Below are 23380 nucleotides of genomic sequence, written 5' to 3'. Positions count from 1 at the left end.
GGAACGTGGGGGCGGCGCTGCGCCAGCTGCGGCCGTCGAAGCGTTCATGCACCAGCACCCGCCAGTAGCGCTGCTCCAGGGGCGGCGGCTCGCCGCCCAGGGGAAAGGCGACCCGGGCGGCGGCCTGGCGGCTGACGGCGAGCCTGGCGATGGAGCCCGGCTCCATGCTGTCGCTGAGGCCGGTGACGGCCCCCATGCCGTGGCCGGTGCCGAGGTTGCTGAAGGGCATCAGCCGGGGCAGCAGCAGGAACAGCACCAGGGCGATCGGCAGGGCCGCCAGCAGCACCTGCAGGCTGCGGCGCAGCAGCGCCTTCCAGTCGGGCCCGGCCCCCAGTTCCAGGGCCAGCAGGCCGGCCAGGGCCATCAGGATGGCCAGGCCCTGCAGCAGGCTCGGGCCCAGTTCGGGGCGCAGGGCCGCCAGCAGACCGGCGCAGACCAGCTGCAGCAGCGCCACCACCCGCCGCTCCTCGAGGCTGCGGGCCTCGCGCAGCTTCAGGGCCGTCAGCACCGCCAGGCCGAAGGCCAGCAGGCTCAGGGACAGGGCGGGCGACAGGCCCAGCAGCCCCACCGCCAGCAACCCCATGGTGAGCCACTGCAGGGGAGCGGCGGCGCGGCTCATCGGCAGCAGGCGAGGGCCGCCAGGCACTGATCCCGGTGGAGCACCCCCCGGCCGGGCGCGATGGCCTGGCCGCCCAGCACCAGGCCGTAGCTGAGGCCCCGGCCGTGGCAGCTCCAGATGCGCTCACTGAGGTGTTCGAGGGCCGCCTCCAGGGGCACCCCGGGTTCCGGGGCCAGCAGGGGGGCCGCTTCGGGGCGATCCAGGAAGCGTTTGGCGTACTCGCCCCGCCCCTGGGCCAGCAGTTTCCAGGCCAGTCGGCTCGGGCTGTCCTGGGGGCGATGGGGAGCCAGGTCACGCCAGTCCTCGCTGCCCTCCTGGCGGCTGGCGACGGCCGGTTCACCGGCCACGGGAGCGGTGGCTCCAGCCAGCAGCTGTACCGGTCCGGCCCGACGGGCCGGGTAGATCAGCTGGGCCGCTTCCGGGTACCAGCGGGACCAGCAGCAGAACAGCCCCAGCGGGGCCGTGGTCTGCACCCGCAGCAGGCCGGGTGTGTGCCAGCCCCGCCCAGATGGTGTCCAGGTCACGGTGAGCGCATGGTCCCCCGGCGGCAGCGACAGCGGCGCACCCGCCGCCTCCCCCCCCAGCCGCAGGCGCACCCCTTCGCTGCGGCTTGGGCAGCGCAACTGGATCGGATAGGCGAGCGGGGTCCCGGCGAAGCCCGGCGCCGGTGCGCCGCAGCCCAGCTCCACACCCTGCAGGTTGAAGTGGGTGAGGTGCAGGGTGAGCAGGAACAGGCTCAGCATCAGGAAGCTCAGCAGCAGGGTGCCGTTGCTCTGCATCTGGATGCCGACCACCTGCAGCAGCACGGTGCCCGCCAGCCAGAGCCAGCCGAACCGCGTCGGCAGGATGTAAAGGTTGCGCATCCGCAGGCGCACCCGCTCTCCCCGCTGCGGCCTACCGAAGTCCATCGACACCCGCCTGGAGCCGCTGGCTCAGCTCCCCGTTGCGTTCCCCCCGCTGGCCGCCGTCCATGCGGTGCTCGCAGACGGCGGCCAGCACCGCCTGGACGTCGTCAGGGAGCACATGGTCTCGACCCTCCAGCAGCGACCAGGCGCGGGCGGCAGCCACCAGGGCCAGGCCGGCCCGGGGGGATAGCGGATGGCCCTGGGCGGGCTGGTGACGGCTGCGCTCCAGCAGGTCGAGCACGTAGTCGAGCAGGGCGGTGCTGCAGTGCTGCTGATCACAACGTGCCTGCAGCTCCAGCAGATCCTCGGGCCCGAAGCCGCCGTTCAGGCCATCGGGCCGCAGGCCCTCGCCCTGCAGCAGGGCCCGCTCCGCCTGGCGGGGCGGATAGCCCAGGCTGAGGCGCATCAGGAACCGGTCCAGCTGGGATTCCGGCAGGGCTGAGGTGCCCCCCTGGTCGAGACCGTTCTGGGTGGCGATCACCAGAAAGGGCTGGGGCAGGGGATGGCTGGTGCCGTCCACGCTCACCCGACCGGCGGCCATCGCCTCCAGCAACGCGCTCTGGGTGCGGGGGCTGGCCCGGTTGATCTCGTCGGCGAGCAGCACCTGGCTGAACAGGGGACCAGGCTGAAAGTGAAAGCTGGCGGCGCCAGGGTCGAACACATTCAGGCCGGTCAGATCGGCGGGCAGCAGGTCGCTGGTGAAGCTCACCCGCTTGAAGCCGAGCCCGAAGCTGCGGGCCAGGGCCTCGGCCAGGGTGGTCTTGCCCATGCCGGGCAGGTCCTCGATCAACAGGTGGCCGCGGGCCAGCAGGCAGGCCAGGGCCAGCCGCACCTGATGCTCCTTGCCCAGCAACACCTCTCCGATCGCGCTGATCACCGGCTGGAGAGGGGAAGGGGGCACGGGGGGAGTGCGGTGCACCGGTGGTCCACCCATTGCAGCAGCCCCGCCACCCTTCTGTGTTACAACCTCCTGAATGTTCCCTGGAGTCGGTGCCAGCTCACCACCCGGTGACGGGGCTTCCTGATCCGCCGCAACCCCATGGCGGCAACCTCCAGGCGGCCGCAAGACGCCTCGGCTGCCGTCCGGATCAGCTGCTGGACGCCAGCGCCTCCCTGGTGCCCTTCGGCCCTCCGCCCCGCCTGCGGCGCCTGCTGCACCGCGCACTGGGCACCGATCTGCGGGACTATCCCGACCGGGAGTACGGGGGCCTCTGCGGCGCCATCGCCGCCTGGCACGGGCTCGATCCGGCCATGGTTCTCCCCGGCAATGGGGCCGCCGAACTCTTCACCTGGGCGGCGCGGGACGCCGCCGCCTGCGGCCTGAGCCTGCTGCCGGCGCCGGGCTTCGCCGACTACCGCAGGGCCCTGGACTGCTGGGGCGGCGCGTGGAGGACCCTGCCGCTGCCACTGGACTGGTGCGGACCCGGTCCCACCGACTGGCCCCTGGCCGAGGCCGCCATCGCCACGGCCGTGACGACAGGCCGCCCGGCTGTGCTGTGGCTCACCAATCCCCACAACCCCACTGGCCAGCTCTGGAGCCGGGCCTCGCTGCAGCCCCTGCTGGAGCGGTTCGCCCTGGTGATCGTCGATGAGGCGTTCCTGCCGCTGGTGCCCGCCGGCGAGGACCAGTCGCTGGTGCCGTTGCTGCCGGCCCACCCCAACCTGGTGGTGATCCGCAGCCTCACCAAGCTGTTCTCGATCGCCGGCCTGCGCCTCGGCTATGCCCTGGGCGGCGCCGAGCGGCTGGCCCGCTGGGCCACCTGGCGCGACCCCTGGCCCGTCAATGGCCTGGCGGCAGCGGCGGGGCAGGTCCTGATGGCCGATCAGGCCGGCCTGCGGCGCTGGCAGCGGCGGGTGCAGCACTGGGTGGCCGGAGAGGGGCCCTGGCTGATGGCCCGTCTGGCGGCGGTGCCCGGACTGGAGCCCCTGCCCTCGGCGGCCAACTACCTGCTGGTGCGCAGCACTCCTGCGGCCGTCTCGCTCCAGCCGCTGCGGCTGGCGCTGGAACGCCAGCACCGGATCCTGGTGCGCGACTGCCGCTCCTTCGAGGGCCTGGGGGAGAACTGGCTGCGGATCGCCGTCCAGAGCAGGGCCGGCAACCGTCGTCTCCTGGGGGCCCTGCGGCGCTTCAACCGCGGCCGCTGACCTGCTCCAGCACCTGCACCAGCCGCCGGTCGGCGTCCCGCACCGCCAGGGCCTGCATGCCGTCCCGCATCGGCTCCAGAGGATCGGCTCCTGTGGCGGCGCCCCGCAGGCGCGGCCCCAGCAGCCGCCACACGGCCCGCCCCAGGGCTGGCTCGCCGGGCTCGTGCTGCCAGACGATCACCGCGGCGCCCAGGCTGGCGGCGGCGGCGGCATTGGCATCCTGATGCCGGTCGGCGGCTTGGGGGAAGGGCACCAGGATCGCCGGCGTGCCGCAGACGGCCAGCTCGCTGAGGCTGCCGGCGCCGGCCCGGCTGATGGCCAGATCGCAGTGTTGCAGCAGCCCGGGCAACTCCTCGCTGAAGGCCCGCTCCGCCACCCCGTCGAGGCGCAGCGTTCCGGCTTCGGGGTCCTGGCTGCCCGTGAGGTGCACGATGCGGCAGCCGCTGGCCGCCAGCTGCGGCAGCAGGGGCCGCACCATGCGGTTGAGGCGCAGGGCCCCCTGGCTGCCCCCCATCACCAGCAGCAGGGGCCCGTCGCCCCCTGGCACCCACTCGGGCAGGGGTGTGGGGGTAAGGAAGTCCCGTCGTACCGGGGTGCCGCACACCAGAGGACGGCAGCGGGACAGCCGCTCCGCCGCCTGGGGAAGCCCCACCGCCACCGTTGTGCACAGGGGGCCCAGCAACCGGGTCACCCGCCCGGGGATGGCGTTGCTCTCGTGCAGCACCACCGGTACCCCGCACCAGCGGGCGGCCAGGATCGCCGGTGCGGCGATGTACCCCCCGCTGCTGAACACCACGCTCACCCCCTCCCGCCGGATCAGGCGCCGCATCGGCAGCACGGCCAGCAGCAGCTGCAGCAGGTTCCACAGCTTCCGCAGACCCCGGCCCTGCAGTCCGCCGGCGCGCACCATGTGGAGCGGGTAACGGCTGGGGACCAGGTCCGTCTCCAGCCGGTTCGGTACCCCCACCCAGTGCACTTGCCAGTCGGCAGGCAGGGCTTCGGCCACCGCCAGGGCGGGGAACAGGTGGCCACCCGTGCCGCTGGCGGCGATCAGCAGGGTCGGCATGGGCGGGTGGGGCGAGCGCGCCTAACTTAAAAGCCGATTCCGGTCCGCTTACCGCCGCCCCGGTTCCCTCCCTCTCCATGGCTCCGTCCTGCCCGCTGAACGCCCCCCTGCCCCCGGTTCGGTCGCCCCAGCGGCTCGGCATCCTCCTGGCGACCATGGTGATGGCCGGCGCTGGCGTCGCCCCCGCCCTGGCGGTTCCCCCTTCGCCCGCCCAGCTGCAGGCCCTTGAGACCGCCCTCAACAGCAGCTCCGACACGGCCCTGGCTGGCCTGCTGCAGGCGGGCCCCGGTCTGGATCCCGCCCTGCTGGAGAGCCGCCGGCGCTTGTTGCGGCAGCAGTTTCCCGATGCCCGCTGGCAGCTGCGCAGCGGCGCCCAACTGCGCGATGGTCAACCCACGGTGACCCTCCGGGTGGATGGCACCCGGCGCCAAGGCGGCACCACTTACCGGCTGGAGGCGGAGCAACAGCTGGCCCTGCAGAGCGACGGCACCCGCATCAACGGCCAGACGGTGCTGCGGGAACGGTCGCTGCTGCGCAGCGGTGACAAGCCCCTGCCGGTGAGCCTGCTGATCCCCGACGCCGTGCTGACCGGCCAGCGCTACGACGTCGACGTGATCTTCGATGATCCGCTCGACGGTGCCCTCGCCGCTGGGGGCATCGCGGCCATCACCCCCCAGCAGCAGGCCACCATGGCCAGCCCGAGCATGGAACTCGGCGCCCTCGGGGGCGGCGGACTGTTCAAGATCGTGCAGGCGCCCCTGTCCCCCGGTTCCCAGACCTGGGCCGTCCTGCTGGTGCACCCCGACGGCATCGTCAGCGCCACCAAGCGGGTGCGCGTTGTCGCCGATCGCCAATCGCTCGAGCCCTGAACCATGGGCCGACCGCATCGGATCTGGGTGGTGGACGACGATCCGGACCTGCGCCATCTCCTCTCCACCTACCTGGGGGACCAGGGCTACGAGGTCCGCTGCATGGGCGATGGCGCCCAGCTGATGGCCCGGCTGGAGGGGCAGCGCCCCGATCTGCTGGTGCTCGACCTGATGCTCCCCGGCGATGATGGCCTCACCCTGCTGCGGCGTCTGCGGGACGGGGACGACGACCTGCCGGTGCTGATGCTGACGGCCCGTGCCGATGCGGTGGATCGGATCATCGGCCTGGAGCAGGGGGCCGACGACTACCTGGCCAAACCCTTTCTGCCAAGGGAGCTGTCCGCCCGGATCGAGGCGGTGCTGCGCCGCCGCGGCACCCTTCCCGGCGGATTGCCCCAGCCCGACGGGGCCCGGATCGGCTTCGGCGACCTGGAGGTGGATCTGGCAGCCCGCACTCTGGAGCGCCAGGGGGAAGCGCTCACCATCACTGGCGGCGAGTTCGCCCTGCTGGCGGCCTTCGTGCAGCACCCCCACCGGCCCCTGTCCCGGGAGCGGCTGATCGAGCTGGCCCGGGGCCCGGGCAGTGACACCGACAGCCGCAGCATGGACGTGCAGGTGTCACGGTTGCGGCGGCTGATCGAACCCGAGCCGGCTAGGCCCCGCTATGTGCAAACGGTCTGGGGCTATGGCTATGTGTTCGTCCCCGATGGCAAGCCCCGCCAGTCCTGAATCCTTCTGGCGGCCGTCGCTGGGGCGCACGCTGGCGTACCTGGTGGCAGGCACCGGCGCGGCCGCCCTCAGCCTGGTGATGCTGCAGGTGCTCCTGGGTCGGCGGCTGGCCCAGCAGCAACTGGTCCAGACAGGTTCGGAGGTGGCCTCGAACGTGGTGCTGGGGGAAGTGGCCCTGGAGCGCTTCAGCCCCGAGGTGCTCGGCCAGATCAGCGGCATGCGCCTGGTGGTGGGCACCCTGCCGGAGCCGGAACCGGCCGCGGCCGCGGACCGACGGTTGCGCTGGCAGACCCACCGGCTGCAGCGGGAACTGTGCCGTCGCCTGGGCCGATGTCCTGCGGTGCGGCCGGCCCTGTCGCCTCGGCGCGGCGTGTGGGTGGAGATGGCCTCGTCCCTCGAGCGGGTCTGGTTGTTCGCCCCCCTGCCCTCCCCCCGCGGCTGGCCGCCGGATCCGTTTTTTCTGTCCGTGTCCATCGGCCTGGGCGGCCTTGGAGCCCTGCTGCTGTTCCTGACGCTGGAGGTCCAGCGGCCCTTGACCCGCCTGCAGGAGGCCCTGGCCGATGTGGGTCTCGAAGCCCTGCCCGAGGCTCTGCCCGCCATGGGCGCCCCGGCGGTGCGGCAGCTGATGGCCCGGTTCAACGCCATGCTGCTGCGGCTGGAGGATTCCGCGCGGGAGCGCACCACGATGCTGGCTGGCATCGCCCACGACCTGCGCAGTCCCCTCACGCGGCTGCGGCTGCGCCTCGCCCTCGCCGCTGAGGGCCCGATGGCGCCCCAGGAACTGGAGCGGGCCCAGGCCGACATCCGCTCGATCGAGCGGATCACCCGCCAGTTCATGATTTTTGCGGGAGCCGAAGCGGGGGAGAGTCCCTTGCTCGTGCCGCTCGATGCCCTGGTGGCGGAGTCGGCGGCGGCGGTGGGGGAGGTGCCCCTGGAGCTGGATCTGGAGCCGCTGGTGCGGCGGGTGCGCCCGATCGCTCTGGCGCGGGCGGTGGGCAACCTGCTCGACAACGCCCTCACCTATGGCCGGCCGCCGCTGCGGGTGGTGCTGCGGCCCCTCGGCCCGGGCGATGGGGCGGTGCATCCCCACGGTGAGGCCGGACCCGTGGAGAGCGGTTTCGAGATCCAGGTCTGGGACTGTGGCGAGGGCATCAGCCCGGAGCAGTGGCACAAGGCCATGACACCGTTTCAGCGACTGGATCAGGCCCGCGGCGGTGAGGGGCACTGCGGTCTGGGCCTGGCCATTGCCGCCAAAGTCGCCCGCGACCATGGCGGTGACCTGCGCCGGCTTGAGGCCCCTGCCGCCGCCGAGCCTCCGCAGGGACGCTTCGCCGTGGCTCTGAGGGCCTGGCCCCTGCCGGGGGTGTAGGTCGGCTTCAGTTGCATCTGGTCATAGCTGGCGAGTAGTCAGTCTGATTGCCGTCACACTTGCCGGTCACCATGGAATCGTTAACGACACTTCCTCCCATGCCCGCCAACACCCTGCTTCAGCCCCTGCGGATCGCCGTTCTGGCCGCGGTCCTCGGTTCCACCGGTGTCGCCATGGCCCAGAGCGGCCCCTCGGAGGCCGGACGGCCCACGCCGGCCCAGATGCAGAAGATCTTCCCCGAGCAGAAGCGGCTGGCGATCAGCGATCATCAGGCCCGCATTGCCATCCTCCAGACCGGTGAGCGGTGTCTCTCCGCCGCTGCCAGCAGCGAAGCTCTGCGGGCCTGCATGAAGCAGCAGCGTGAAACCAGCCAGCGCCAGCGTCAGCAGCATCGGGCTGCCATGCAGGCACTGTTCCAGCGCAACGGGATTCCCCTGCCCCAGTGGGGCAAGGGCGATCGCAAGGGGAAATGGGGTGAAGGACGGCCCGGCAACCCCGGAACCATCTGACGCCGGGCCTCAGGCCTCGTCGAGGGCGGCCACGCCGGGCAGCACCTTGCCTTCCAGGAGCTCCAGGCTGGCGCCGCCCCCGGTGGAGATGTGGCTCATCTTTTCGGCCACACCCACCTTCTCCACCGCCGCCACGGAGTCACCGCCGCCGATGATCGTGCAGCAGCCCTTGCCGCTGAGCTCGGCCAGGGTGTGGGCGATGGCGTTGGTGCCGGCGGCGAAGGCGTCGAACTCGAACACCCCCATCGGGCCGTTCCAGATCACGGTCTGGCAGTCGGCCAGGGCCTCCTGGAAGGCTTTCACCGAATCGGGACCGATGTCGAGGCCCATCCAGCCATCGGGGATGGCATCGATCGCGGTGGTCTGGCTGTTGGCGTCGGGGGCGAAGTTGTCGGCCAGCACCACATCGGTGGGCAGCAGCAGCTGGACGCCCTTGGCGGCCGCCTTGGCTTCGAGTTCCTTGGCCAGTTCCAGCTTGTCCTCCTCCACCAGGCTCTTGCCCACCGCCAGTCCACGGGCCTTGTAGAAGGTGAAGATCATGCCGCCGCCGATCAGCACCTTGTCGCACTTGTCGATCAGCGACTCGAGCACGCCGATTTTGCTGCTCACCTTGGAGCCACCGACGATCGCGGCCAGGGGACGCTTGGGCTCATCGATCGCCCCCTGCAGGTACTGCAGCTCTTTCTCCATCAGGAAACCGGCCACGCTGGGGCTCAGATACTTGGTGACGCCCTCGGTGGAGGCGTGGGCGCGGTGGGCGGCGCCGAAGGCGTCGTTCACATAAACGTCCGCCAAGGCGGCCAGTTTCTCGGCGAAGCCGGCGTCGTTCTTCTCTTCTTCGGCGAAGAAGCGCACGTTCTCGAGCAGCACCACATCGCCATCGGCCATGGCGGCCACCTTGGCCTCGGCGTCGGGGCCGATGCAGCTGTCGGTCTTGACGACGGCTTTGCCCAGCAGCTCGCTGAGACGGGCCGCCACCGGGGTGAGGCGCATCGCCTCATTCACCTGGCCCTTGGGCCGGCCGAAGTGGGCCGCCAGCAGCACCCTGGCGCCGTGGTCGATCAGGTGGCGCACGGTGGGCAGGGCCGCCCGGATGCGGGTGTCGTCGGTGATGGCGCCGGTGTCGTCGAGGGGCACGTTGAAGTCGACCCTGACCAGCACCCGCTTGCCGCGGAGATCATCGGCGCTGAGGCTGGAGAGGGATCGCTTCGCCATGGTTACGTGTAAGGAAAGGCGGGGGGAGATTAGCCTCCGGCGCCTCCCGCTCCGCCGCCGCCGCGATTCGGTTCTTCCCACCCCCGCTCCCTGGCGGCCGCAACGGTCGGCGCTAGGACAAGAGGGCCGGGCCTTCCGCCATGTTCGACACCGTTCTCTTCCCCATCGACCAGAGCCGCCAGACGATGGAAACGGCGGCCGTCGCCCTGCAGCTCGCCCAGCGCCATGGCAGCCGCGTCGTGCTGCTGTCGGTGGTAGAGGCCGAAGAGGGCGTGATGCACGATCCCGCCGCCGTGGCCCAGCTGCTGGAGCAGGCCCGCGCCAGCTTCACCGGCGCCGGTGTGGCCTGCGAGGTGCTGGAGCGGGAGGGAAAGCCGGCCTTCGTCATCGGCGATGTGGCCGATGAGATCAATGCCGATGTGATCGTCATGGGCACCCGCGGCATCACCCTCGAAGGCGATCACCAGAGCACCGCCGCCCGGGTGCTGCAGCTGGCGCCCTGTCCGGTGCTGGTGGTGCCCTGATGCCGGACGTCGGCGACACGGTCCGCCTCAGCACGGCCGCCCCACCGATTCAGTGGTACCCAGGCCACATCGCGAAGGCGGAGAAGGCCCTCAGCGCCAACCTGGAGAAGGTGGATCTGGTGATTGAGGTGCGGGATGCCCGCATCCCCCTGGCCACCGGGCACCCGCGCCTGCAGCGCTGGATCCGGGGCAAGCAGCATCTGCTGGTGATCAACCGCCGCGACATGGTCAGTCCCGCGGCCCGCCTGGCCTGGGATGGCTGGTTCCGCCAGCGGGGCGAGGTGCCGTGGTGGTGTGACGCCAAAGTGGGCACCGGCGTGAAACAACTGCAGCAGGCGGCGATCCGGGCCGGGGAGCAGCTCAACGCCCGCCGGGCCGGTCGCGGCATGCGCCCCAGGCCGGTGCGGGCCCTGATGCTGGGCTTCCCCAACGTCGGCAAGTCGGCGCTGATCAACCGGCTGGTGCGCCAGAAGGTGGTGGAGAGTGCCCGCCGGGCCGGCGTCACCCGCAGCCTGCGCTGGGTGCGGTTGGGCCAGGACCTGGATCTGCTAGACGCCCCCGGCGTGCTGCCCCCCCGTCTCGATGATCAGCTGGCCGGGCTGCGGCTGGCCCTCTGCGACGACATCGGCCAGGCCTCCTACGACGGCGAGGCGGTGGCCCTGGCTTTCCTGCAGCTGCTGCCCCAGCTGGAGCCCGTGGCGGCTGCTGGGGTGGCCGCCGGGCTGCTGGAGCGGCGCTATGGGGTGGCCATGCCCCCCGGTGATCCAGACCCCGCCGCCTGGCTCAGCGCCAGCGCGGCCCGCCACACCAGTGGTGACACGGCCCGCATGGCCCAGCGCCTGCTCGATGATTTCCGCCGTTCGCTGCTGGGGCCGATCTCTCTGGAGCTACCTGTCACTCCCCACAGTTGACTGGCGGGCGGGAGAGGGGGGCTTTCTCGATCTCGATCAGCAACGTCCAGGGGTGATCGTCAGTTTTCCGTAGGGCAATCCCCAAGGCAGACCCCTACGACTGTAATGAACACACAACGGCGTTGCCCCTTGGCGCTCTGGGGCCATCATCGCCGCAAGTTCTGGAGAGGTTGGGACGTCGTACATGATGCCCATTGACGGAGAGATGGCCCGGTAATCCATCCATTCCTTCATCCATGCTGGAGTGACCTGGATGGATCCAGTCACCTGACCATAGCCAGCGCTGAGCAGGGCCTGGCGCTGGATCATCAGCATTCCCATGGCCAGATAGACAGCCAGAAGCAATGTCATGAGGGGGGCAGCGAATGAAGCAGGTCTTGCGTTGATGGCTGCAGGAGAAAGTGAAGGAATGAGGACTGTAAGACTTTTGTCGACAGTGCTAACAAGAAGTAGAAATGGGAAAATGCTGTAGGGAATTGATGGCCTTAGTCCGGCTTCTTTGAGGAATAGAATCTGAAAAGCGATGATGCTTAGGCTGCCACAGATGGCAAGGCCGATGATCAGGAGTCCTCCAGAATCTGTCATGGCCTCTCTCTGTCTTTGGGCCCGTTTCTGCATGGCCAGGACAACCATCAAGATCCCAGTGCAAGCCAAACTCAGTAAGACCGAAGGACGAGAAAGAAGCATGACCATGTTGCCCTTCATGAGGTTGATAAAGGGAAGAGGGTTGCTTCGAATGCGCTCGATGCCAATGTTTCTCTGGATCCTTGAGAGATCACGGCCGCATCCCGGCAGTCCGGTTGCGTTGGTCTCCTTCAGGGCTTCACGCCAGGTCTGGCCGGTGGCCATGCCCATGATTGAACTCCCCGAGTTGGAGCCGATGGACCCGCAGGCGGTTCTCGCCAGCTTTCGTTCCAGTGCCAGCTGTCCTCCCGAGATCAGCAACCAGCCAAGAAGCGCTAGCAGAACGATGGGGAGGATGCGCCTCCAGGCCCAGGACGGGCGCTTCCCCTGGGACCCCAGAAGACCCGCGGCAATGGCCAACAGCACCACCAGGGAAGGCAGTAATCCCAGAGTTCCTGGGCGGGCCTGCAGTGCCAGGGTAAGCAAAAGAAAGCCAGCGGCGCTTCGAATGGCGTGCTCACGGAATCTCCCGCCTTCGAGAGAATCGATCCCCAGGATGAACCACGCTAGGGCGACGTTCACAAAGACGAAGGCATTGAGTTCGGAGCCGTGGGTGTAGCCGAGGCCTTGACCACTGAAGTCCAGGAACGGAGACGGTCCAAATCTGGGTAGGGTGCTGACCAGGAGAGCGCCAAGCCCCGCTGTGGCGATCAGTGTCAGGCGCGGACGGAGTGCCGCCAGAACGGTGGCAATGCTCGCCAGCGCCAAGAGCCGTTTGATGGCCAGCTCACTCACCAGAGGGTCAGGTCCGAAGCGGTCACCGAGCCAGAGGGAGGTCACATTGAACGGGAGGTTCCAGGGCCTTCGGACCCCATAGTCCGTGCGGTAGCCACTGGCTGCATCCAGAGAAGCCTTGAGCCAGTCGAATCCGTCGGCGACTGGAAAGCGCCCACCGAGGAAATCATGAAAGCTGTTGTCGTTTCTGGCTGCAGCCAGATAGATGAGCGTCGAGAGGCTCACCAGCGTCCAGAAGAACCACTCCCACCGATGGCCAGAGCGTCGCCGCTGCTGTTGGTGAAGCCACGGCTGGAGGCTGCTGGGTTTCATGACACCGGCGGGGGTTGGGATGGAGGAGAGACGCTGTGTGGCGGACTGACCCGTTGACCCGCCCTCCTGCAGGTTTTGATTCTGCTCGTGCCCGGCCCACCCGGACATCCGGGCGATGTCGGCGTTGACTGCTCACCGTATGGTCGGAGTCCAAGTGGTGATGCAGGCGTCTGGTTATCGAAACTGCCGCGCGGTCTCTCCCCAGCGCCCTCCGACGGCCCCATGTCCGGAGAGCCTCACTGACGATGCTGACGTGATGGCCGCCTTTGGCGAAGGCGAAGGGGAGCTGTTGACGCTCCACTACCCGAAGCCGCTGCCGATGCGGCTCGACCGCTGGCTGGTGTCCCAGCGGCCCGAGCAGAGCCGGGCGCGGATCCAGAAGTTCATCGAGGCGGGCTACGTGCGGGTCAACGGCGTCACGGGCCGGGCGAAGACGCCCCTGCGTACCGACGACACCGTCGAGCTGTGGATGCCGCCGCCGGAGCCCCTGCCCTACCTGGTCGCCCAGCCGATGGCGCTGGATGTGCTGTTCGAGGACGCCCATCTGATCGTGATCAACAAGCCCGCTGGACTGACGGTCCATCCGGCACCGGGCAACAAGGACGGCACCCTGGTGAACGGCCTGCTGCACCACTGCCCCGACCTGCCCGGCATCGGCGGCGAGATGCGGCCCGGCATCGTGCACCGCCTCGACAAGGACACCACCGGCTGCATCGTGGTCGCCAAGAGCCAGGAGGCGCTGGTCAAGCTGCAGGTGCAGATCCAGAAGCGCATCGCCTCGCGGGAGTACCTGGCGGTGGTGCACGGCCAGCCGGCGGCGGAGTGCGGCACGATCGTGGGGGCCATCGGCCGCCATCCGGTCGATCGCAAAAAGTACGCCGTGGTCTCGGACAGCACTGGCCGCCATGCCTGCACCCACTGGCGCCTGATCGAAGCCCTGGGCGATTTCGCCCTGCTGCGCTTCAAGCTCGACACGGGCCGCACCCACCAGATCCGGGTGCATTGCGCCCACACGGGCCATCCGATCGTGGGGGATGCCACCTACGGCCGCTGCCGCAAGCTTCCAGTGGCGCTGCCCGGCCAGGCCCTGCACGCAGTGCGGCTGGCCCTCGACCACCCGATCAGCGGCGAGCGGCTGGTGTGCGAGGCGCCCCTGCCGGAGGTGTTCGAGACGCTGCTGCTGGCCCTGAGGCGGCGGTCGTCCTGACGGCGTTGCTGCGGCAGACTTGAAGTCCCGGATCCCGGTGTCATGGCTCCGCCGCCGCGTCGGCTGTTCGTTGATCAGTTCTTCGTCGGCTGGGTGTACGGCCCCTGGGTGGTGGCCGGCCTGCTGGTGATCATGGCGCTGAGGCTGCTGCTGGCGGAGGATTTCAACCTGCACAGTCACGCCTGGGGACTGTTCGGCAACGCGGCGATCTGCTTCTCGATCGGCTGTGTCTGCAAGCTCTCCTGGGCCATGGCGCGGTTCAACACGGTGCGCCAGCTGGAGCTGCAGCTGCGCCAGGAGCTGGGCTTGCGCTGATGGCGATGACCCGTTCCCAGCTCGGCATGGTCGTCACCCTGCCCTGGCTGGTCGCCGGGGTGGTGCTGCTGGCGATGACCCGCATCGAGGGCGAGACCCGCGAGGCGCAGCTGGAGCTGTTCGGCAGTGCCGCGATCTGCTTCTCGATTGGATGCCTGGCCCGCACCAGCCTGGGCCTCCACGATCTGATGCAGGCTTCCCACACCAAGGAGGCGGCGCCAGCCCCGGGCCCCCGGCAGCCATGACCCGGTGCCGCACCCGAGCCTGGCTGGCCCCGGCCCTGGCGCTAGCCGTGCTTCCAGCGATGGCCCCGGCCCAGGCCCAGACCCGTCGACTGCCGCCCCCTTCCCCGGCGCTGCTGCGCAGCCTCCAGGGGTTCCAGCAGGATCTCGAACGGCTTGACCGCAGCCTGCTGCCCGCGGCCCCGGAGGCTGACAGCGCCGGCACGGCAGAGGCGCCTGACCTGCCGGCTCCGGCCGCCGCTGCCCTACCGGAAGCTCCTGAGGAGGTGCGGATCGAGCGGCGCCAGCGTCTGAGCCTGGCCGAGGCCCTGGCGGTGGCCGTACGCAACGATCCCGATCTGGCCGCCGCCGTGCTCGGCGTACGCGAGCAACAGGACCTGGCCGGCTCGGCCCGGGGACGCTGGTGGCCGGAGCTGGGCCTGAACCTGGCCGGTGGTTTCCGCCAGGAGCGTTCCTACAACCAGGTCTGGGCCGACAACGCCGGCCTCTATCCGGCGGACTCCCCCTTTCTGGTCCGTCCCCAGGGCTGGAATGTGGTGCAGACCAATGTCGGGGCGGCTGCCGCCCGGTTGGAACTGGGCTGGGAGCTGATCAGCCCTTACCGCGCCGCCAGCATCGCCGAGGCCGACGAAAGCCTCAAGGCCTCCCGCCAGCGCTATGCCGACCGGTTGCGCCAGCTGCAGCTGGATGTGAGCGTCGCCTATTACGGCCTGCAGCTCGCCGACCAGCTGCAGCGCATCCGCCGGGCCGTCGCTGACAGCGACACGGTGGTGCGCGACCAGGTGGCGGCGCTCCAGCAGGTGGGACTGGTGCCGCGGCTGGATCGGCTCCGGGCCGAGGCCGCCCTGCAGCAGAGCCTTTATCGCCTTGAGCAGGCCGAGGCCCTGCAGCTGAGCCGTCAGCGCCAGCTCAGCAACCTGATCAACGTGCCCTTCGACGTCAGCCTGCGGGCCAGCGAGGCGGTGCGGCTGCAGCCGCCCTGGCCCCTCGATCTCGAGCAGACGATCGTGCGCGGCTGGCGCGACAACCCCCAGCTGCGGGCCCTGCAGGCCGCCCGCGATGCCCTGCTGCGCCAGGCCGATCGCCGCGCCGCCGAACTGCTGCCCAGCCTGCGGCTGGTGGCCAGCGGTGGCTACGGCCAGGGGCTGATCACCCAGCCGGAGATCCGCCTGGAGGGCTGCTGCAGCTCGGCCCTCATTCCCCAGCTGCTCAACCAGAGCGCCGACTGGGCCGCGGGCCTGCAGCTGCACTGGCGCTTCTTCGATGGCGGCGTCACCGCCGGCGCCGTGGCCGCCAGCCGCTCCGCCGCGGCGCGCACCGACCAGACCCTGGCCCGCGAGCGCAATGCCATCCGCCAGCGCCTCGAGGCCGCGTTCTACGACCATCGGGCCGCCTTGCGTCAGATCGTCGCGGCCCGCGCCTCCTACAGCGCCTCCCGGGAGGCCTTCCGGGATGTGCGGGCCCGCTACCAGCTCGGACTGGCCGATTACAGCGATGTGGCCACCACCGTGGCCACGCTCACCGGCGCCATGGAGGGGGTGGCCGAGTCCACCACCCTGGCCAACGTCAGTTACGCCCAGCTGCTGCGCGAACTGCTGCCGGTGCCGGAGCGGCCCGATCAGCCAGTGGCGCTGCCGCTGGTGCTGGGCGGCTCCTGATCACCACCCTGGAGCCGCTGCCAGCGGCGCTGGCGCCAGGCGAAGGAGCGCCACAGCAGCAGCACCAGCAGGGCCGCGGACCAGAACCAGACCTCCGGGGCGTTGGCGTGCAGCAGCACCACCAGCAGGGCCGCCTCCAGCACCAGCCAGGGCAGCTCGCGGCGCAGGCAGCCGTTCGGGGGCTGGACGTCGTCGTTGGTCATGGCAGGGCGTCCCGTTGCCGCAGGGGCGGCTGGTCCTGGCGCTCCTGCTGGCGCAGGGTGCGGTAGCTGCCGGTGAGGTCGCGCAGCATCGGCAGCAGGTAGCTGACCGGTGGGCGCCATTCCACATAACCGTGGGCCTTGAGGGTCAGCCCCTCGCGGATCGGAAAGACGCTGCTGCCGCGGCTGAGGGTCCAGCGGTAGCCGTCGAAGCCGGGGGGCTGGCCGGTGGGCTGCAGGGCGATCTCGGTGCGCATCACCGGTCCGTGGCGCACCAGGGCCTCCGCCAGCTGGGGGTTGCCCATGGTGGTGTTGACGTCTTCGCGGGTGGCGGGCAGCAGGTTGACCCGGATGACCCGACCGCGGATGCCACCGAAGCGGCCCCGCTCGTTCCAGTCCGGCACCACCTCCATGGCCAGGCCTGGGCGCAGGCGGCGGGCATCGGCCGGGGCGAAGTAGGCCACGGCCTGCAGGGTCCGGCCGTCCCCTTCAGGCCCCCCCAGGGTGCCGAGACGCTGGCCCGGTTTCACCGTCTGGCCCCGCACCACCTGCAGATCCAGCAGCCGTCCATCCCGGGTGGCGCTGAGGGTGCCGTCGAAACCGAGGCGGGTCTGGGTGACGCGCACGGCGCGGCGGGCGTCATTGATGGCGAAGCGCCGCCGCTGGGCTTCGGTGTCGATGGCGAGCCGGACCTTCTCCCAGGCGTCGATGGCCTCCCGTTCCCGGATGCCCAGTTCGGCGACGCTGTTGTCGAGCTGGATGGCCCGGTCCTCGCTGGCCACCACCTCCCCGGCCAGGGGGGCCACCACCTCACGGCGGGCCAGGTGGCGGAAGTCGGCCACCTTCTGGTCGTAGATGCGACGCAGGTCGTCCAGGCGCCCGCGGTTGCCCTCCAGCTGGGCTAGGGCGGTGTCCCGCAGCCGCCGGGCCGAGGCCAGCCGCGCCTGGTCGCGGCGGTCGAGATCGGCGTTGATGCGGATCAATTCGGCCAGGTCCTTCTCCTGGCGGCGCAGCTGCTGCTCCAGGGTGGGCAGGTAGAGGCGGATGAGGGTCTGGCCCCGGCTCACCCGCTGGCCCTCCCGCACCGGCAGGCTGAGGATCTGGCCTTCGGCCCGGGAATCGATCACCGTGGCGCCGCCGGGCACGATCACGACCCCGCGGCCGACCACCTCGGTGGGCACCGGCCAGAACAGGAACCACCCGGCCGTCAGGGCCCAGGCGGTGCCCAGGGCCACCAGCACCCGCTTCTCCGACGCTCCCGCCGACGCTTCCTCCGGCGTGCCCATGGCCACCCTCAGCCCCGCAGCCGTTCCACCAGGTGGGTGCCTACCCGCAGGGCGTTGGCGATGGCGGTGAGGGAGGGGTTCACGGCGCCGATCGTCGGCATGAAGCTGGTGTCGACGACGTAGAGGTTGTCGAGCTCGTGGGCCTTGCAGTTCAGGTCGAGCACCGAGGTGGCCGGATCGCTGCCGAAGCGGCAGGTGCCGGCCTGGTGCCCCACGGCGGCGATGCCCATGCTGTTGGCGATATAGAACTGGCGCTCCACCAGGTGCTGGCGCAGATAGAGACGATCCAGCAGGCCCTCCAGCCGGCTGACCAGGCGCGCCGAGGCGGTGAGATTGTTGGGGGTGTAACTGAGCTGGATCTGGCCGGAGCCGGTCACGGTCACGCGGTTGTTGGGATCGGGAAGGTCCTCGCTGGAGATCCAGAAGTCGAGGGCATGTTGGGCGATCTTGTCCATGCTCCAGCCGGGCATCAGGAAGGTTTCCAGCGGCGCGTAGCCTTTCATGATCGTGCCGTTGGTTTTGCCCGTCATCTGGATATTGCCCATCGGGTAGTCGAAGTCGGCATCCCCGAGATACCAGTCGTTGATCGAGACCGTTTTCTGGAACACGGTGAGGTTCGGCTCATGGGCCAAAGCCACCATCGCCTTGCTGTTATGGAACATGTAGTGGCGGCCCACCTGGTCGGAACCGTTGGCCAGGCCGCGGGGATGGCGGTCGTTGGCCGACATCAGCAGCAGCCGGGCGCTGTTGGCGGCGCCACAGCTCACCACCACCACATCACCGCTGACCGTCAGCGGCTCGCCGTCCCGCTCCAGCTCCACGGCGCACACCGTGCGGCCGGAGGCATCGGTGTGCAGTCGCTTCACCTGCGCCCGCGTCAGCAATGACACGTTGGGGCAGGCCAGGGCCGGCCGCAGGCCCAGCACCTCCGCGTCCGACTTGGCGTGCACCAGGCAGGGGAAACCATCGCAGCAGTTGCACTTGCGGCAGCGGCTGAAGGCCATGTGGGCCTCGTCGAGCTGGACGCCGCTGGGGGCATGAAACGGGTGCAGCCCGGCGGAGCGCAGGTCGTCGACGAGCTTCTGCATCCGCGGCTCATGGGCCACCGGCGGATGGGGGTAGGGGCCGCTGCAGGGCGGCTCGGTGGGATCCTCACCGCGCTGCCCGTGCACGTGGTACATCTCCTCGGCCTTCTGATACCAGGGCTCGAAGTCGGCGTAGCGCAGGGGCCAGGCCGGCGATGTGCCATCGAAGTGGGCCAGCTGCTCGAAGTCCTGCTGGCGCAGGCGGAAATGGGCAGCGCCGTACATCTTGGTGGCGCCCCCGACGAAGTAATGGCTGCCCGGCTGAAACGTCTTGCCGTGCTTGTCGAGCCAGGGATCCTTCGACACATACCGGTTCTGCTGGAACACCGCTTCGGCATCCCAGTTCTGGGGCTCCTGAGGCAGCCAGTCGCCCCGCTCCAGCACCAGCACCTTCAGGCCCGTGGGGGCCAGGTGGCGGGCCAGGGTGCCGCCACCGGCGCCGCTGCCGATGATCACCACGTCAAAGTGGGCACCGTTGCTCACCTGCAGCTGCCCCGCGGCTGGCAGGGGCGAGCTGTGCAGGCTCGGACCGGCGATCGCGCCGCTGGGGGAGGGGGAGCTCATGGCGGGGGGGTGTAGCGGTTGAGCTGGTTGAGCATCTTGCAGACCATGGCGCTCCAGCCGGTCTGGTGGGAGGCACCCACTCCGGCCCCATTGTCGCCGTGGAAGTATTCGTTGAACAGGATCAGATCGCGCCAGTGGGGATCGGTCTGGAACAGTTCCACGGCGCCATTGAAGGGGCGGCGGCCCTCGCTGTCGCGGCGGAACAGACCCACCAGCCGCTTCTCCAGCTCCAGGGAGGCCTCCCAGAGGCTGATCCAGTGGCCCGAGCGGGTGGGGAACTCCACCTTGAAACTGTCGTCATAGAAGTGGGCGAACTTCTGCAGCGATTCGATCAGCAGGAAGTTCATCGGCATCCATACCGGTCCGCGCCAGTTGGAGTTGCCCCCGAACATCGCCACCGGACTGTCGGCCGGGCTGTAGGCGAGGGTCTGGCTCTCGCTGCCTTCGGTGTAGGTGTAGGGGTGCTGTTCGTACACCTTGGAAAGGGAACGAATGCCGTAGGGGGAAAGAAACTCCTCCTCGTCAAACAGTCGTTCGCAGATCCGCTGCAGCCGCTCCCTGGGCACCAGGGTGAACAGCACCCGGTCGTTGTGCCAGATCCCCAGGTTCTGCACCATCCAGGAAGGCGTGGTGCGCTCGTGGGTGAACCAGGCCAGGCCGTTGGTGACATCCAGCATCGGCAATCGTGCCACGGTGTCGATGTCGAAGCTCTGCACCGCCAGCAGCGGCACCAGGCCGGAGACGGAGCGGGTGCGCAGGTAGTCGACGCTGCCGTCGGGCCTCTTGATGACGTCGTAGTAGAAGCCGTCCTCCTCATCCCAGTTGAGGTAGTTGCGGCCGGCTGGATTGTTGAGGCCGATCGCCAGCTGCACGAAATCCACCACGAAGCGCTCGCAGATGTCGGCGTACTCCGGCTCTTCGCGGCTCAGCTCCACGGCGATCTGCAGCAGGTTGAGACTGAGCGAGGCCATCCAGGCGGTGCCGTCGCACTGCTCGATGATGCTGCCGTCGGCCAGGGGGAAGCGCCGATCGAACACGGCGATGTTGTCGAGACCCAGGAATCCCCCCTGGAACACGTTGTCGCCGGAGCGGTCGTTGCGGTTGGCCCACCAGCCGTACTCCAGGATCAGCTTGCGCAGGGCGGCGCGCAGGAAGGCCAGATCGGCGGCGTCGGAATTCTTGCGATCGATCTGATAGATGCGCATGGCCGCCCAGGCGCCGATCGGCGGATTGGGATCGGACAGGGCCCATTCGTAGGCGGGGGTCTGGGCGTTGGGAGCGGTGTACTGGGGCTTGCGCAGCAGCATGCACTGTTCCTTGGCCGTCGCCGGATCGAAGACGGCGAAGGCCACGGCGTGGAACATCAGGTCCCACTGGCAGAAGTAGGGATACTCCCAGCAATCCGGCATCGAGATCACGTCGTGGGCGTGCAGCCGTTCCCAGTAAGCGTTCTGGGTGTGACGTCGCTGGGCCGGTGGCGGCGTGCCGGTGGGGTCGCCCTCGAGCCAACGCATCACGCTCCACCCGTAGTACTTCTTGCACCACAGCAGCCCGGCGGTGCCGGCCAGATGGATGCGGCGGTCGTCTTCGGACAGGCCGGGGACGCGATGCTCGAAGTACTCCAGCCACTCCCGTTCGCGTTCGTCGAAGAGTGCCGCGACGGCCTCCCCATCCAGCGCCGGGGCTGGTTCGGGGCCGTCGACGCGGTGCAGGCGCAGCTCCACCACCCACTCCTCGCCGGCGGCCAGGGTGTGCTGCAGCAGGCGGCCCGCCTTGCTGCCCTGCAGGGCCGGATTCACCGCGCCGGCTTCGCCGTCGACCACATGGCGATGGAAGCCGTCCTTCTGGAAGGCTGTGGCGTTGGGCTGGCCCCAGAGCCGCTCGCTGTTGGTTTCGTTGTCGGTGAAGATCCAGCGGCCGGGCTCCTGGCAGTCGAGCTGATACACCCCCAGATGGGGGATCCCATCGGTGACCACCGCCGGGCCGCTGGCCGCATCGCCGGCGCCATCAACCGGCCGGATCCGGTGCTCGACGTCGTCGGGATAGCCCCAGCGCCAGGTGTTGCGCAGCCACAGGCTGGGCAGCAGGGTGAGGGGTGCCGCCTCGGGGCCGCGGTTGGTGGCCCGCAGGCGGATCAGCAGGTCCTCTGGTCCGGCCTTGGCGTACTCGATGACGACATCGAAGTAGCGACTGTCGTCGAAGATTCCCGTGTCGACCAGTTCGTACTCGGGCTGGTCGCGGCCGCGGCGGCCGTTCTCCTGTCGCAGCTCCTCGTAGGGGAAGGCCCGCTGCGGGTACTTGTACAACGCCCGCATGAAGCTGTGGGTGGGGGTGTTGGCGAGATGGAAGAAATAGTCCTTGAGATCCTCCCCATGGTTGCCTTCGGGATTGCTGAGCCCGAAGGGCCGTTCCTTGAGGATCGGATCAACGCCATTCCACAGGGCCAGCGAGAAACACAGGCGGCACTGGTCGTCGCAGAGGCCCAGCAGGCCGTCCTCGCCCCAGCGGTAGACGCGCGAGCGGGCATGGTCGTGGGGGAAGGAGGTCCAGGCGTCCCCGTCGGCGGAATAGTCCTCGCGCACGGTGCCCCACTGACGCTCGCTCAGGTAGCTGCCCCAAAGGCTCCAGGGGGCGACGTCGTGGTCGCGCTCGGCCATGCGCCGGGTTTCCGACGGCGTGATGGCGTCGATCGCGGCGCGGGCGGGGACGCTGGCCGTCATAGGCAAGCCTTCAGGGCGGCACCGATGCGCAGGGCGTTGGCGATCACCGTGAGCCCCACCCCCACCGACGGGCAGAAGGGCAGCACGCTGGCATCGACGATCCAGAGGTTGGCCACCTCGTGGCTGCGGCCCTCCAGGTTCACCACCGAGGTGGCCGGATCCGAGCCCATGCGGCAGGTGCCGCAGGCGCCGCCGATCACCGGCAAGGGCGCCTCGCCGCGGGGGTGGGTGGGGGCGGCCTTGGCGACCAGGGTCAGGGGGTCGGCTTCCACGGCCTTGAGGCAGTCGATCCAGCGGTAGACGAGGCGGTCGTGGGCCTCCCGGTTGTTGGCCGTGTAATGGATCTGCAGCAGGTTGCCCCGCAGGGCGACCCGGTTGTGGGGATCGGGCCGCACGGCGCTCATCGCCCACCAGGTGATCGAGCGGGCCGCGAGCTGCTCGAGGCCGAAATCCGGCAGCAGCCGGGTCACCAGGGAGAGCACCGGCGGCGATTCGGCGAACAGGGCGTCCTGGAGCACCCCGCCGCCGCTCTGGATCGAACCGAGCGGAAAGTCGACGTTCTTGTCCCCCCAGTAGAAATCAGTGAGGCCATGGCCGCGGCCGTAGCGGCCCGAGTTGCGGGCGGCAGCCAGCTGCAGGATCGAGGTGAGCTGGGGCTTCATCAGGTTGCGGCCCACCTGATCGGAGCCGTTGGCCAGGCCGCGGGCGTGGTGATCGGTGGCGGAGCGCAGCAGGATCTCTGGGGTGCCGATGGCCCCGGCGGCCAGCACGATCTGGTGGCCGCGGAACAGCCAGCGCTGGTTGTCGATTTCCGCCTCGACGCCGCGCACCTCCTGGCCGGAGGGGTTGACGTGCAGCTGCATCACCCGGGCGCGCTCCTTGACCGTGACGGCGCCGCAGGCGCGCGCTGGATCGACGCCGAACAGCTCGGCATCCCCGGTGGGATCGACCGCCGAATCGGACCAGCTCAGCGGCAGGTCGTAGGGATGCAGGCCCTGGCGTTCGAGGGCGGCACGCAGCTCCACCAGGAACGGCTCCACCGGCCGCGGTGCGGCGGGGTAGGCACTGTTGCGCGCAGGGGCAGTGGGATCGGCCCCGGCCACGCCATGCACGTGATAGAGCGATTCCGCCTGATCGTACCACGGGGCCAGGTCGTCGTAGCGCAGCTCCCAGTCCGGCGAAGGCCCCTCCTGGAGGGGCACGCCAAGGAATTCCTGCTCGCGCATGCGTTCCAGCACGCCCCCCCAGATCTTGGTGTTGCCACCGATGGCATGCACCATCTGGGGGGAGAAGGGATCACCGTCGGTGCCGAACCATTTCTCCTCGGGGTGGTAGCGCTGCTGGCGGAACAGACTCACCTCGGCCACGTTCTGGTCGGCCTGGGGCATGACGCCACCGCGCTCCAGCAACAGCACCGTGTGGCCCGCATCGGCGAGGCTGGCGGCCAGGGTGCCGCCACCGGCGCCGCTGCCGATCAGAATCACGTCGTAATGGTTGTCGTCAATGATCAT

Annotated in this window: 22 protein-coding genes; 11 read left to right on the top strand and 11 right to left on the bottom strand. The window is 69.7% G+C overall.

The genetic code is table 11. The features are described 5' to 3' along the window. The 3 genes from VB739_RS08405 to VB739_RS08395 all read right to left on the bottom strand — a co-directional run. Positions 1-619 (bottom strand): DUF3488 domain-containing protein (locus VB739_RS08405; RefSeq protein WP_323356647.1); only part of this gene is annotated, 619 nt, incomplete at its 3' end. After that, a complete protein-coding gene (locus VB739_RS08400) occupies positions 616-1527 on the bottom strand; it encodes a hypothetical protein (protein ID WP_323356646.1) in 912 nt (303 codons plus the stop codon). The genes VB739_RS08400 and VB739_RS08405, both read right to left, overlap by 4 nt. Beyond that, complete coding sequence (locus VB739_RS08395; protein WP_323356645.1) at positions 1514-2425, bottom strand: MoxR family ATPase; 912 nt, start codon at positions 2423-2425, stop codon at positions 1514-1516. The genes VB739_RS08400 and VB739_RS08395 overlap by 14 nt, the downstream gene beginning before the upstream one ends. Before the next feature lie 107 nt (positions 2426-2532). Here VB739_RS08395 and VB739_RS08390 point away from each other — a divergent pair, with 107 nt between their 5' ends. Next, positions 2533-3669, top strand: a complete 1137-nt coding sequence (locus tag VB739_RS08390; protein WP_323356644.1) for a pyridoxal phosphate-dependent aminotransferase — start codon at positions 2533-2535, stop codon at positions 3667-3669. Here the strand turns inward: VB739_RS08390 and VB739_RS08385 are convergent. Further along, entirely contained in the window at positions 3653-4735 is a 1083-nt protein-coding gene (locus VB739_RS08385) for a UDP-N-acetylglucosamine--N-acetylmuramyl-(pentapeptide) pyrophosphoryl-undecaprenol N-acetylglucosamine transferase (protein ID WP_323356643.1), read from the bottom strand. The two genes, VB739_RS08390 and VB739_RS08385, sit on opposite strands and share 17 nt — an antisense overlap. 77 nt (positions 4736-4812) lie before the next feature. On the opposite strand from VB739_RS08385, the gene VB739_RS08380 reads away from it, so the two are divergent. From VB739_RS08380 to VB739_RS08365, 4 genes are all read left to right on the top strand, one after another. Then, a complete protein-coding gene (locus VB739_RS08380; protein ID WP_323356642.1) occupies positions 4813-5604 on the top strand; it encodes a hypothetical protein in 792 nt (263 codons plus the stop codon). A 3-nt stretch (positions 5605-5607) separates the two neighbouring features. Beyond that, a complete protein-coding gene (locus VB739_RS08375) occupies positions 5608-6333 on the top strand; it encodes a response regulator (RefSeq protein WP_323356641.1) in 726 nt (241 codons plus the stop codon). Continuing rightward, entirely contained in the window at positions 6311-7702 is a 1392-nt protein-coding gene (locus tag VB739_RS08370; RefSeq protein ID WP_323356640.1) for a sensor histidine kinase, read from the top strand. The genes VB739_RS08375 and VB739_RS08370 overlap by 23 nt, the downstream gene beginning before the upstream one ends. A gap of 98 nt (positions 7703-7800) precedes the next feature. Then, positions 7801-8211, top strand: a complete 411-nt coding sequence (locus tag VB739_RS08365) for a hypothetical protein (protein WP_323356639.1) — start codon at positions 7801-7803, stop codon at positions 8209-8211. A gap of 9 nt (positions 8212-8220) precedes the next feature. Here the strand turns inward: VB739_RS08365 and VB739_RS08360 are convergent, their stop codons facing one another. Next, positions 8221-9426, bottom strand: a complete 1206-nt coding sequence (locus tag VB739_RS08360; RefSeq protein WP_323356638.1) for a phosphoglycerate kinase — start codon at positions 9424-9426, stop codon at positions 8221-8223. A 140-nt stretch (positions 9427-9566) separates the two neighbouring features. Between VB739_RS08360 and VB739_RS08355 the strand changes: the two genes are divergently transcribed. Further along, positions 9567-9950 carry a universal stress protein gene (locus VB739_RS08355; protein ID WP_323356637.1) on the top strand — a complete coding sequence of 128 codons (384 nt, stop codon included), beginning with the start codon at positions 9567-9569 and terminating at the stop codon, positions 9948-9950. Beyond that, positions 9950-10861: a ribosome biogenesis GTPase YlqF gene (gene ylqF, locus VB739_RS08350; protein WP_323356636.1), complete on the top strand. Its 912-nt coding sequence runs from the start codon at positions 9950-9952 to the stop codon at positions 10859-10861. Before VB739_RS08355 ends, ylqF begins: the two co-directional genes overlap by 1 nt. Positions 10862-10897: 36 nt before the next feature. Here ylqF and VB739_RS08345 read toward each other — a convergent pair whose 3' ends face one another. Next, positions 10898-12592 carry a hypothetical protein gene (locus VB739_RS08345; RefSeq protein WP_323356635.1) on the bottom strand — a complete coding sequence of 565 codons (1695 nt, stop codon included), beginning with the start codon at positions 12590-12592 and terminating at the stop codon, positions 10898-10900. A 256-nt stretch (positions 12593-12848) separates the two neighbouring features. Here VB739_RS08345 and VB739_RS08340 point away from each other — a divergent pair, with 256 nt between their 5' ends. Genes VB739_RS08340 through VB739_RS08325 form a run of 4 tightly spaced genes read left to right on the top strand, consistent with a single transcriptional unit; the run spans position 12849 to position 16014 of the window. Further along, the gene (locus VB739_RS08340; protein ID WP_323356634.1) at positions 12849-13799 is read left to right on the top strand and encodes an RluA family pseudouridine synthase; all 951 of its coding nucleotides are present in this window, start codon (positions 12849-12851) and stop codon (positions 13797-13799) included. Positions 13800-13841: 42 nt separating this feature from the next. Continuing rightward, positions 13842-14114: a hypothetical protein gene (locus VB739_RS08335; protein WP_323356633.1), complete on the top strand. Its 273-nt coding sequence runs from the start codon at positions 13842-13844 to the stop codon at positions 14112-14114. Between the two features lie 5 nt (positions 14115-14119). Beyond that, positions 14120-14359: a hypothetical protein gene (locus VB739_RS08330; RefSeq protein WP_323356632.1), complete on the top strand. Its 240-nt coding sequence runs from the start codon at positions 14120-14122 to the stop codon at positions 14357-14359. Next, positions 14356-16014 carry a TolC family protein gene (locus tag VB739_RS08325; protein ID WP_323356631.1) on the top strand — a complete coding sequence of 553 codons (1659 nt, stop codon included), beginning with the start codon at positions 14356-14358 and terminating at the stop codon, positions 16012-16014. The genes VB739_RS08330 and VB739_RS08325 overlap by 4 nt, the downstream gene beginning before the upstream one ends. Here the strand turns inward: VB739_RS08325 and VB739_RS08320 are convergent. The 5 genes from VB739_RS08320 to VB739_RS08300 are packed head-to-tail and all read right to left on the bottom strand — an operon-like array spanning position 15975 to position 23380. Next, complete coding sequence (locus VB739_RS08320) at positions 15975-16217, bottom strand: hypothetical protein (RefSeq protein ID WP_323356630.1); 243 nt, start codon at positions 16215-16217, stop codon at positions 15975-15977. The two genes, VB739_RS08325 and VB739_RS08320, sit on opposite strands and share 40 nt — an antisense overlap. Further along, on the bottom strand, positions 16214-17500 hold the full coding sequence (locus VB739_RS08315; RefSeq protein WP_323356629.1) for an NHLP bacteriocin system secretion protein: 1287 nt from the start codon (positions 17498-17500) through the stop codon (positions 16214-16216). Before VB739_RS08315 ends, VB739_RS08320 begins: the two co-directional genes overlap by 4 nt. 8 nt (positions 17501-17508) lie before the next feature. Beyond that, the gene (locus VB739_RS08310; RefSeq protein ID WP_323356628.1) at positions 17509-19149 is read right to left on the bottom strand and encodes a GMC family oxidoreductase; all 1641 of its coding nucleotides are present in this window, start codon (positions 19147-19149) and stop codon (positions 17509-17511) included. After that, entirely contained in the window at positions 19146-21869 is a 2724-nt protein-coding gene (locus VB739_RS08305) for an MGH1-like glycoside hydrolase domain-containing protein (RefSeq protein WP_323356627.1), read from the bottom strand. The genes VB739_RS08310 and VB739_RS08305 overlap by 4 nt, the downstream gene beginning before the upstream one ends. Beyond that, positions 21866-23380, bottom strand: a complete 1515-nt coding sequence (locus tag VB739_RS08300) for a GMC family oxidoreductase (RefSeq protein WP_323356626.1) — start codon at positions 23378-23380, stop codon at positions 21866-21868. Before VB739_RS08300 ends, VB739_RS08305 begins: the two co-directional genes overlap by 4 nt.

This window comes from Cyanobium gracile UHCC 0281 (genome assembly GCF_034931305.1).
Classification (GTDB): Bacteria; Cyanobacteriota; Cyanobacteriia; order PCC-6307; family Cyanobiaceae; genus Cyanobium; species Cyanobium gracile_A.
This window is presented reverse-complemented; position numbering and strand designations above follow the sequence as displayed.

Bases quoted from the DNA above. Each gene is read 5' to 3' on its own strand.
- VB739_RS08385 (WP_323356643.1), bottom strand. From the start codon at position 4,735: ATGCCGACCCTGCTGATCGCCGCCAGCGGCACGGGTGGCCACCTGTTC.
- ylqF (WP_323356636.1), top strand. From the start codon at position 9,950: ATGCCGGACGTCGGCGACACGGTCCGCCTCAGCACGGCCGCCCCACCG.
- VB739_RS08305 (WP_323356627.1), bottom strand. From the start codon at position 21,869: ATGACGGCCAGCGTCCCCGCCCGCGCCGCGATCGACGCCATCACGCCG.
- VB739_RS08360 (WP_323356638.1), bottom strand. From the start codon at position 9,426: ATGGCGAAGCGATCCCTCTCCAGCCTCAGCGCCGATGATCTCCGCGGC.
- VB739_RS08375 (WP_323356641.1), top strand. From the start codon at position 5,608: ATGGGCCGACCGCATCGGATCTGGGTGGTGGACGACGATCCGGACCTG.
- VB739_RS08400 (WP_323356646.1), bottom strand. From the start codon at position 1,527: ATGGACTTCGGTAGGCCGCAGCGGGGAGAGCGGGTGCGCCTGCGGATG.
- VB739_RS08335 (WP_323356633.1), top strand. From the start codon at position 13,842: ATGGCTCCGCCGCCGCGTCGGCTGTTCGTTGATCAGTTCTTCGTCGGC.
- VB739_RS08320 (WP_323356630.1), bottom strand. From the start codon at position 16,217: ATGACCAACGACGACGTCCAGCCCCCGAACGGCTGCCTGCGCCGCGAG.
- VB739_RS08365 (WP_323356639.1), top strand. From the start codon at position 7,801: ATGCCCGCCAACACCCTGCTTCAGCCCCTGCGGATCGCCGTTCTGGCC.
- VB739_RS08330 (WP_323356632.1), top strand. From the start codon at position 14,120: ATGACCCGTTCCCAGCTCGGCATGGTCGTCACCCTGCCCTGGCTGGTC.
- VB739_RS08355 (WP_323356637.1), top strand. From the start codon at position 9,567: ATGTTCGACACCGTTCTCTTCCCCATCGACCAGAGCCGCCAGACGATG.
- VB739_RS08300 (WP_323356626.1), bottom strand. From the start codon at position 23,380: ATGATCATTGACGACAACCATTACGACGTGATTCTGATCGGCAGCGGC.
- VB739_RS08380 (WP_323356642.1), top strand. From the start codon at position 4,813: ATGGCTCCGTCCTGCCCGCTGAACGCCCCCCTGCCCCCGGTTCGGTCG.
- VB739_RS08345 (WP_323356635.1), bottom strand. From the start codon at position 12,592: ATGAAACCCAGCAGCCTCCAGCCGTGGCTTCACCAACAGCAGCGGCGA.
- VB739_RS08340 (WP_323356634.1), top strand. From the start codon at position 12,849: ATGGCCGCCTTTGGCGAAGGCGAAGGGGAGCTGTTGACGCTCCACTAC.
- VB739_RS08325 (WP_323356631.1), top strand. From the start codon at position 14,356: ATGACCCGGTGCCGCACCCGAGCCTGGCTGGCCCCGGCCCTGGCGCTA.
- VB739_RS08370 (WP_323356640.1), top strand. From the start codon at position 6,311: ATGGCAAGCCCCGCCAGTCCTGAATCCTTCTGGCGGCCGTCGCTGGGG.
- VB739_RS08310 (WP_323356628.1), bottom strand. From the start codon at position 19,149: ATGAGCTCCCCCTCCCCCAGCGGCGCGATCGCCGGTCCGAGCCTGCAC.
- VB739_RS08315 (WP_323356629.1), bottom strand. From the start codon at position 17,500: ATGGGCACGCCGGAGGAAGCGTCGGCGGGAGCGTCGGAGAAGCGGGTG.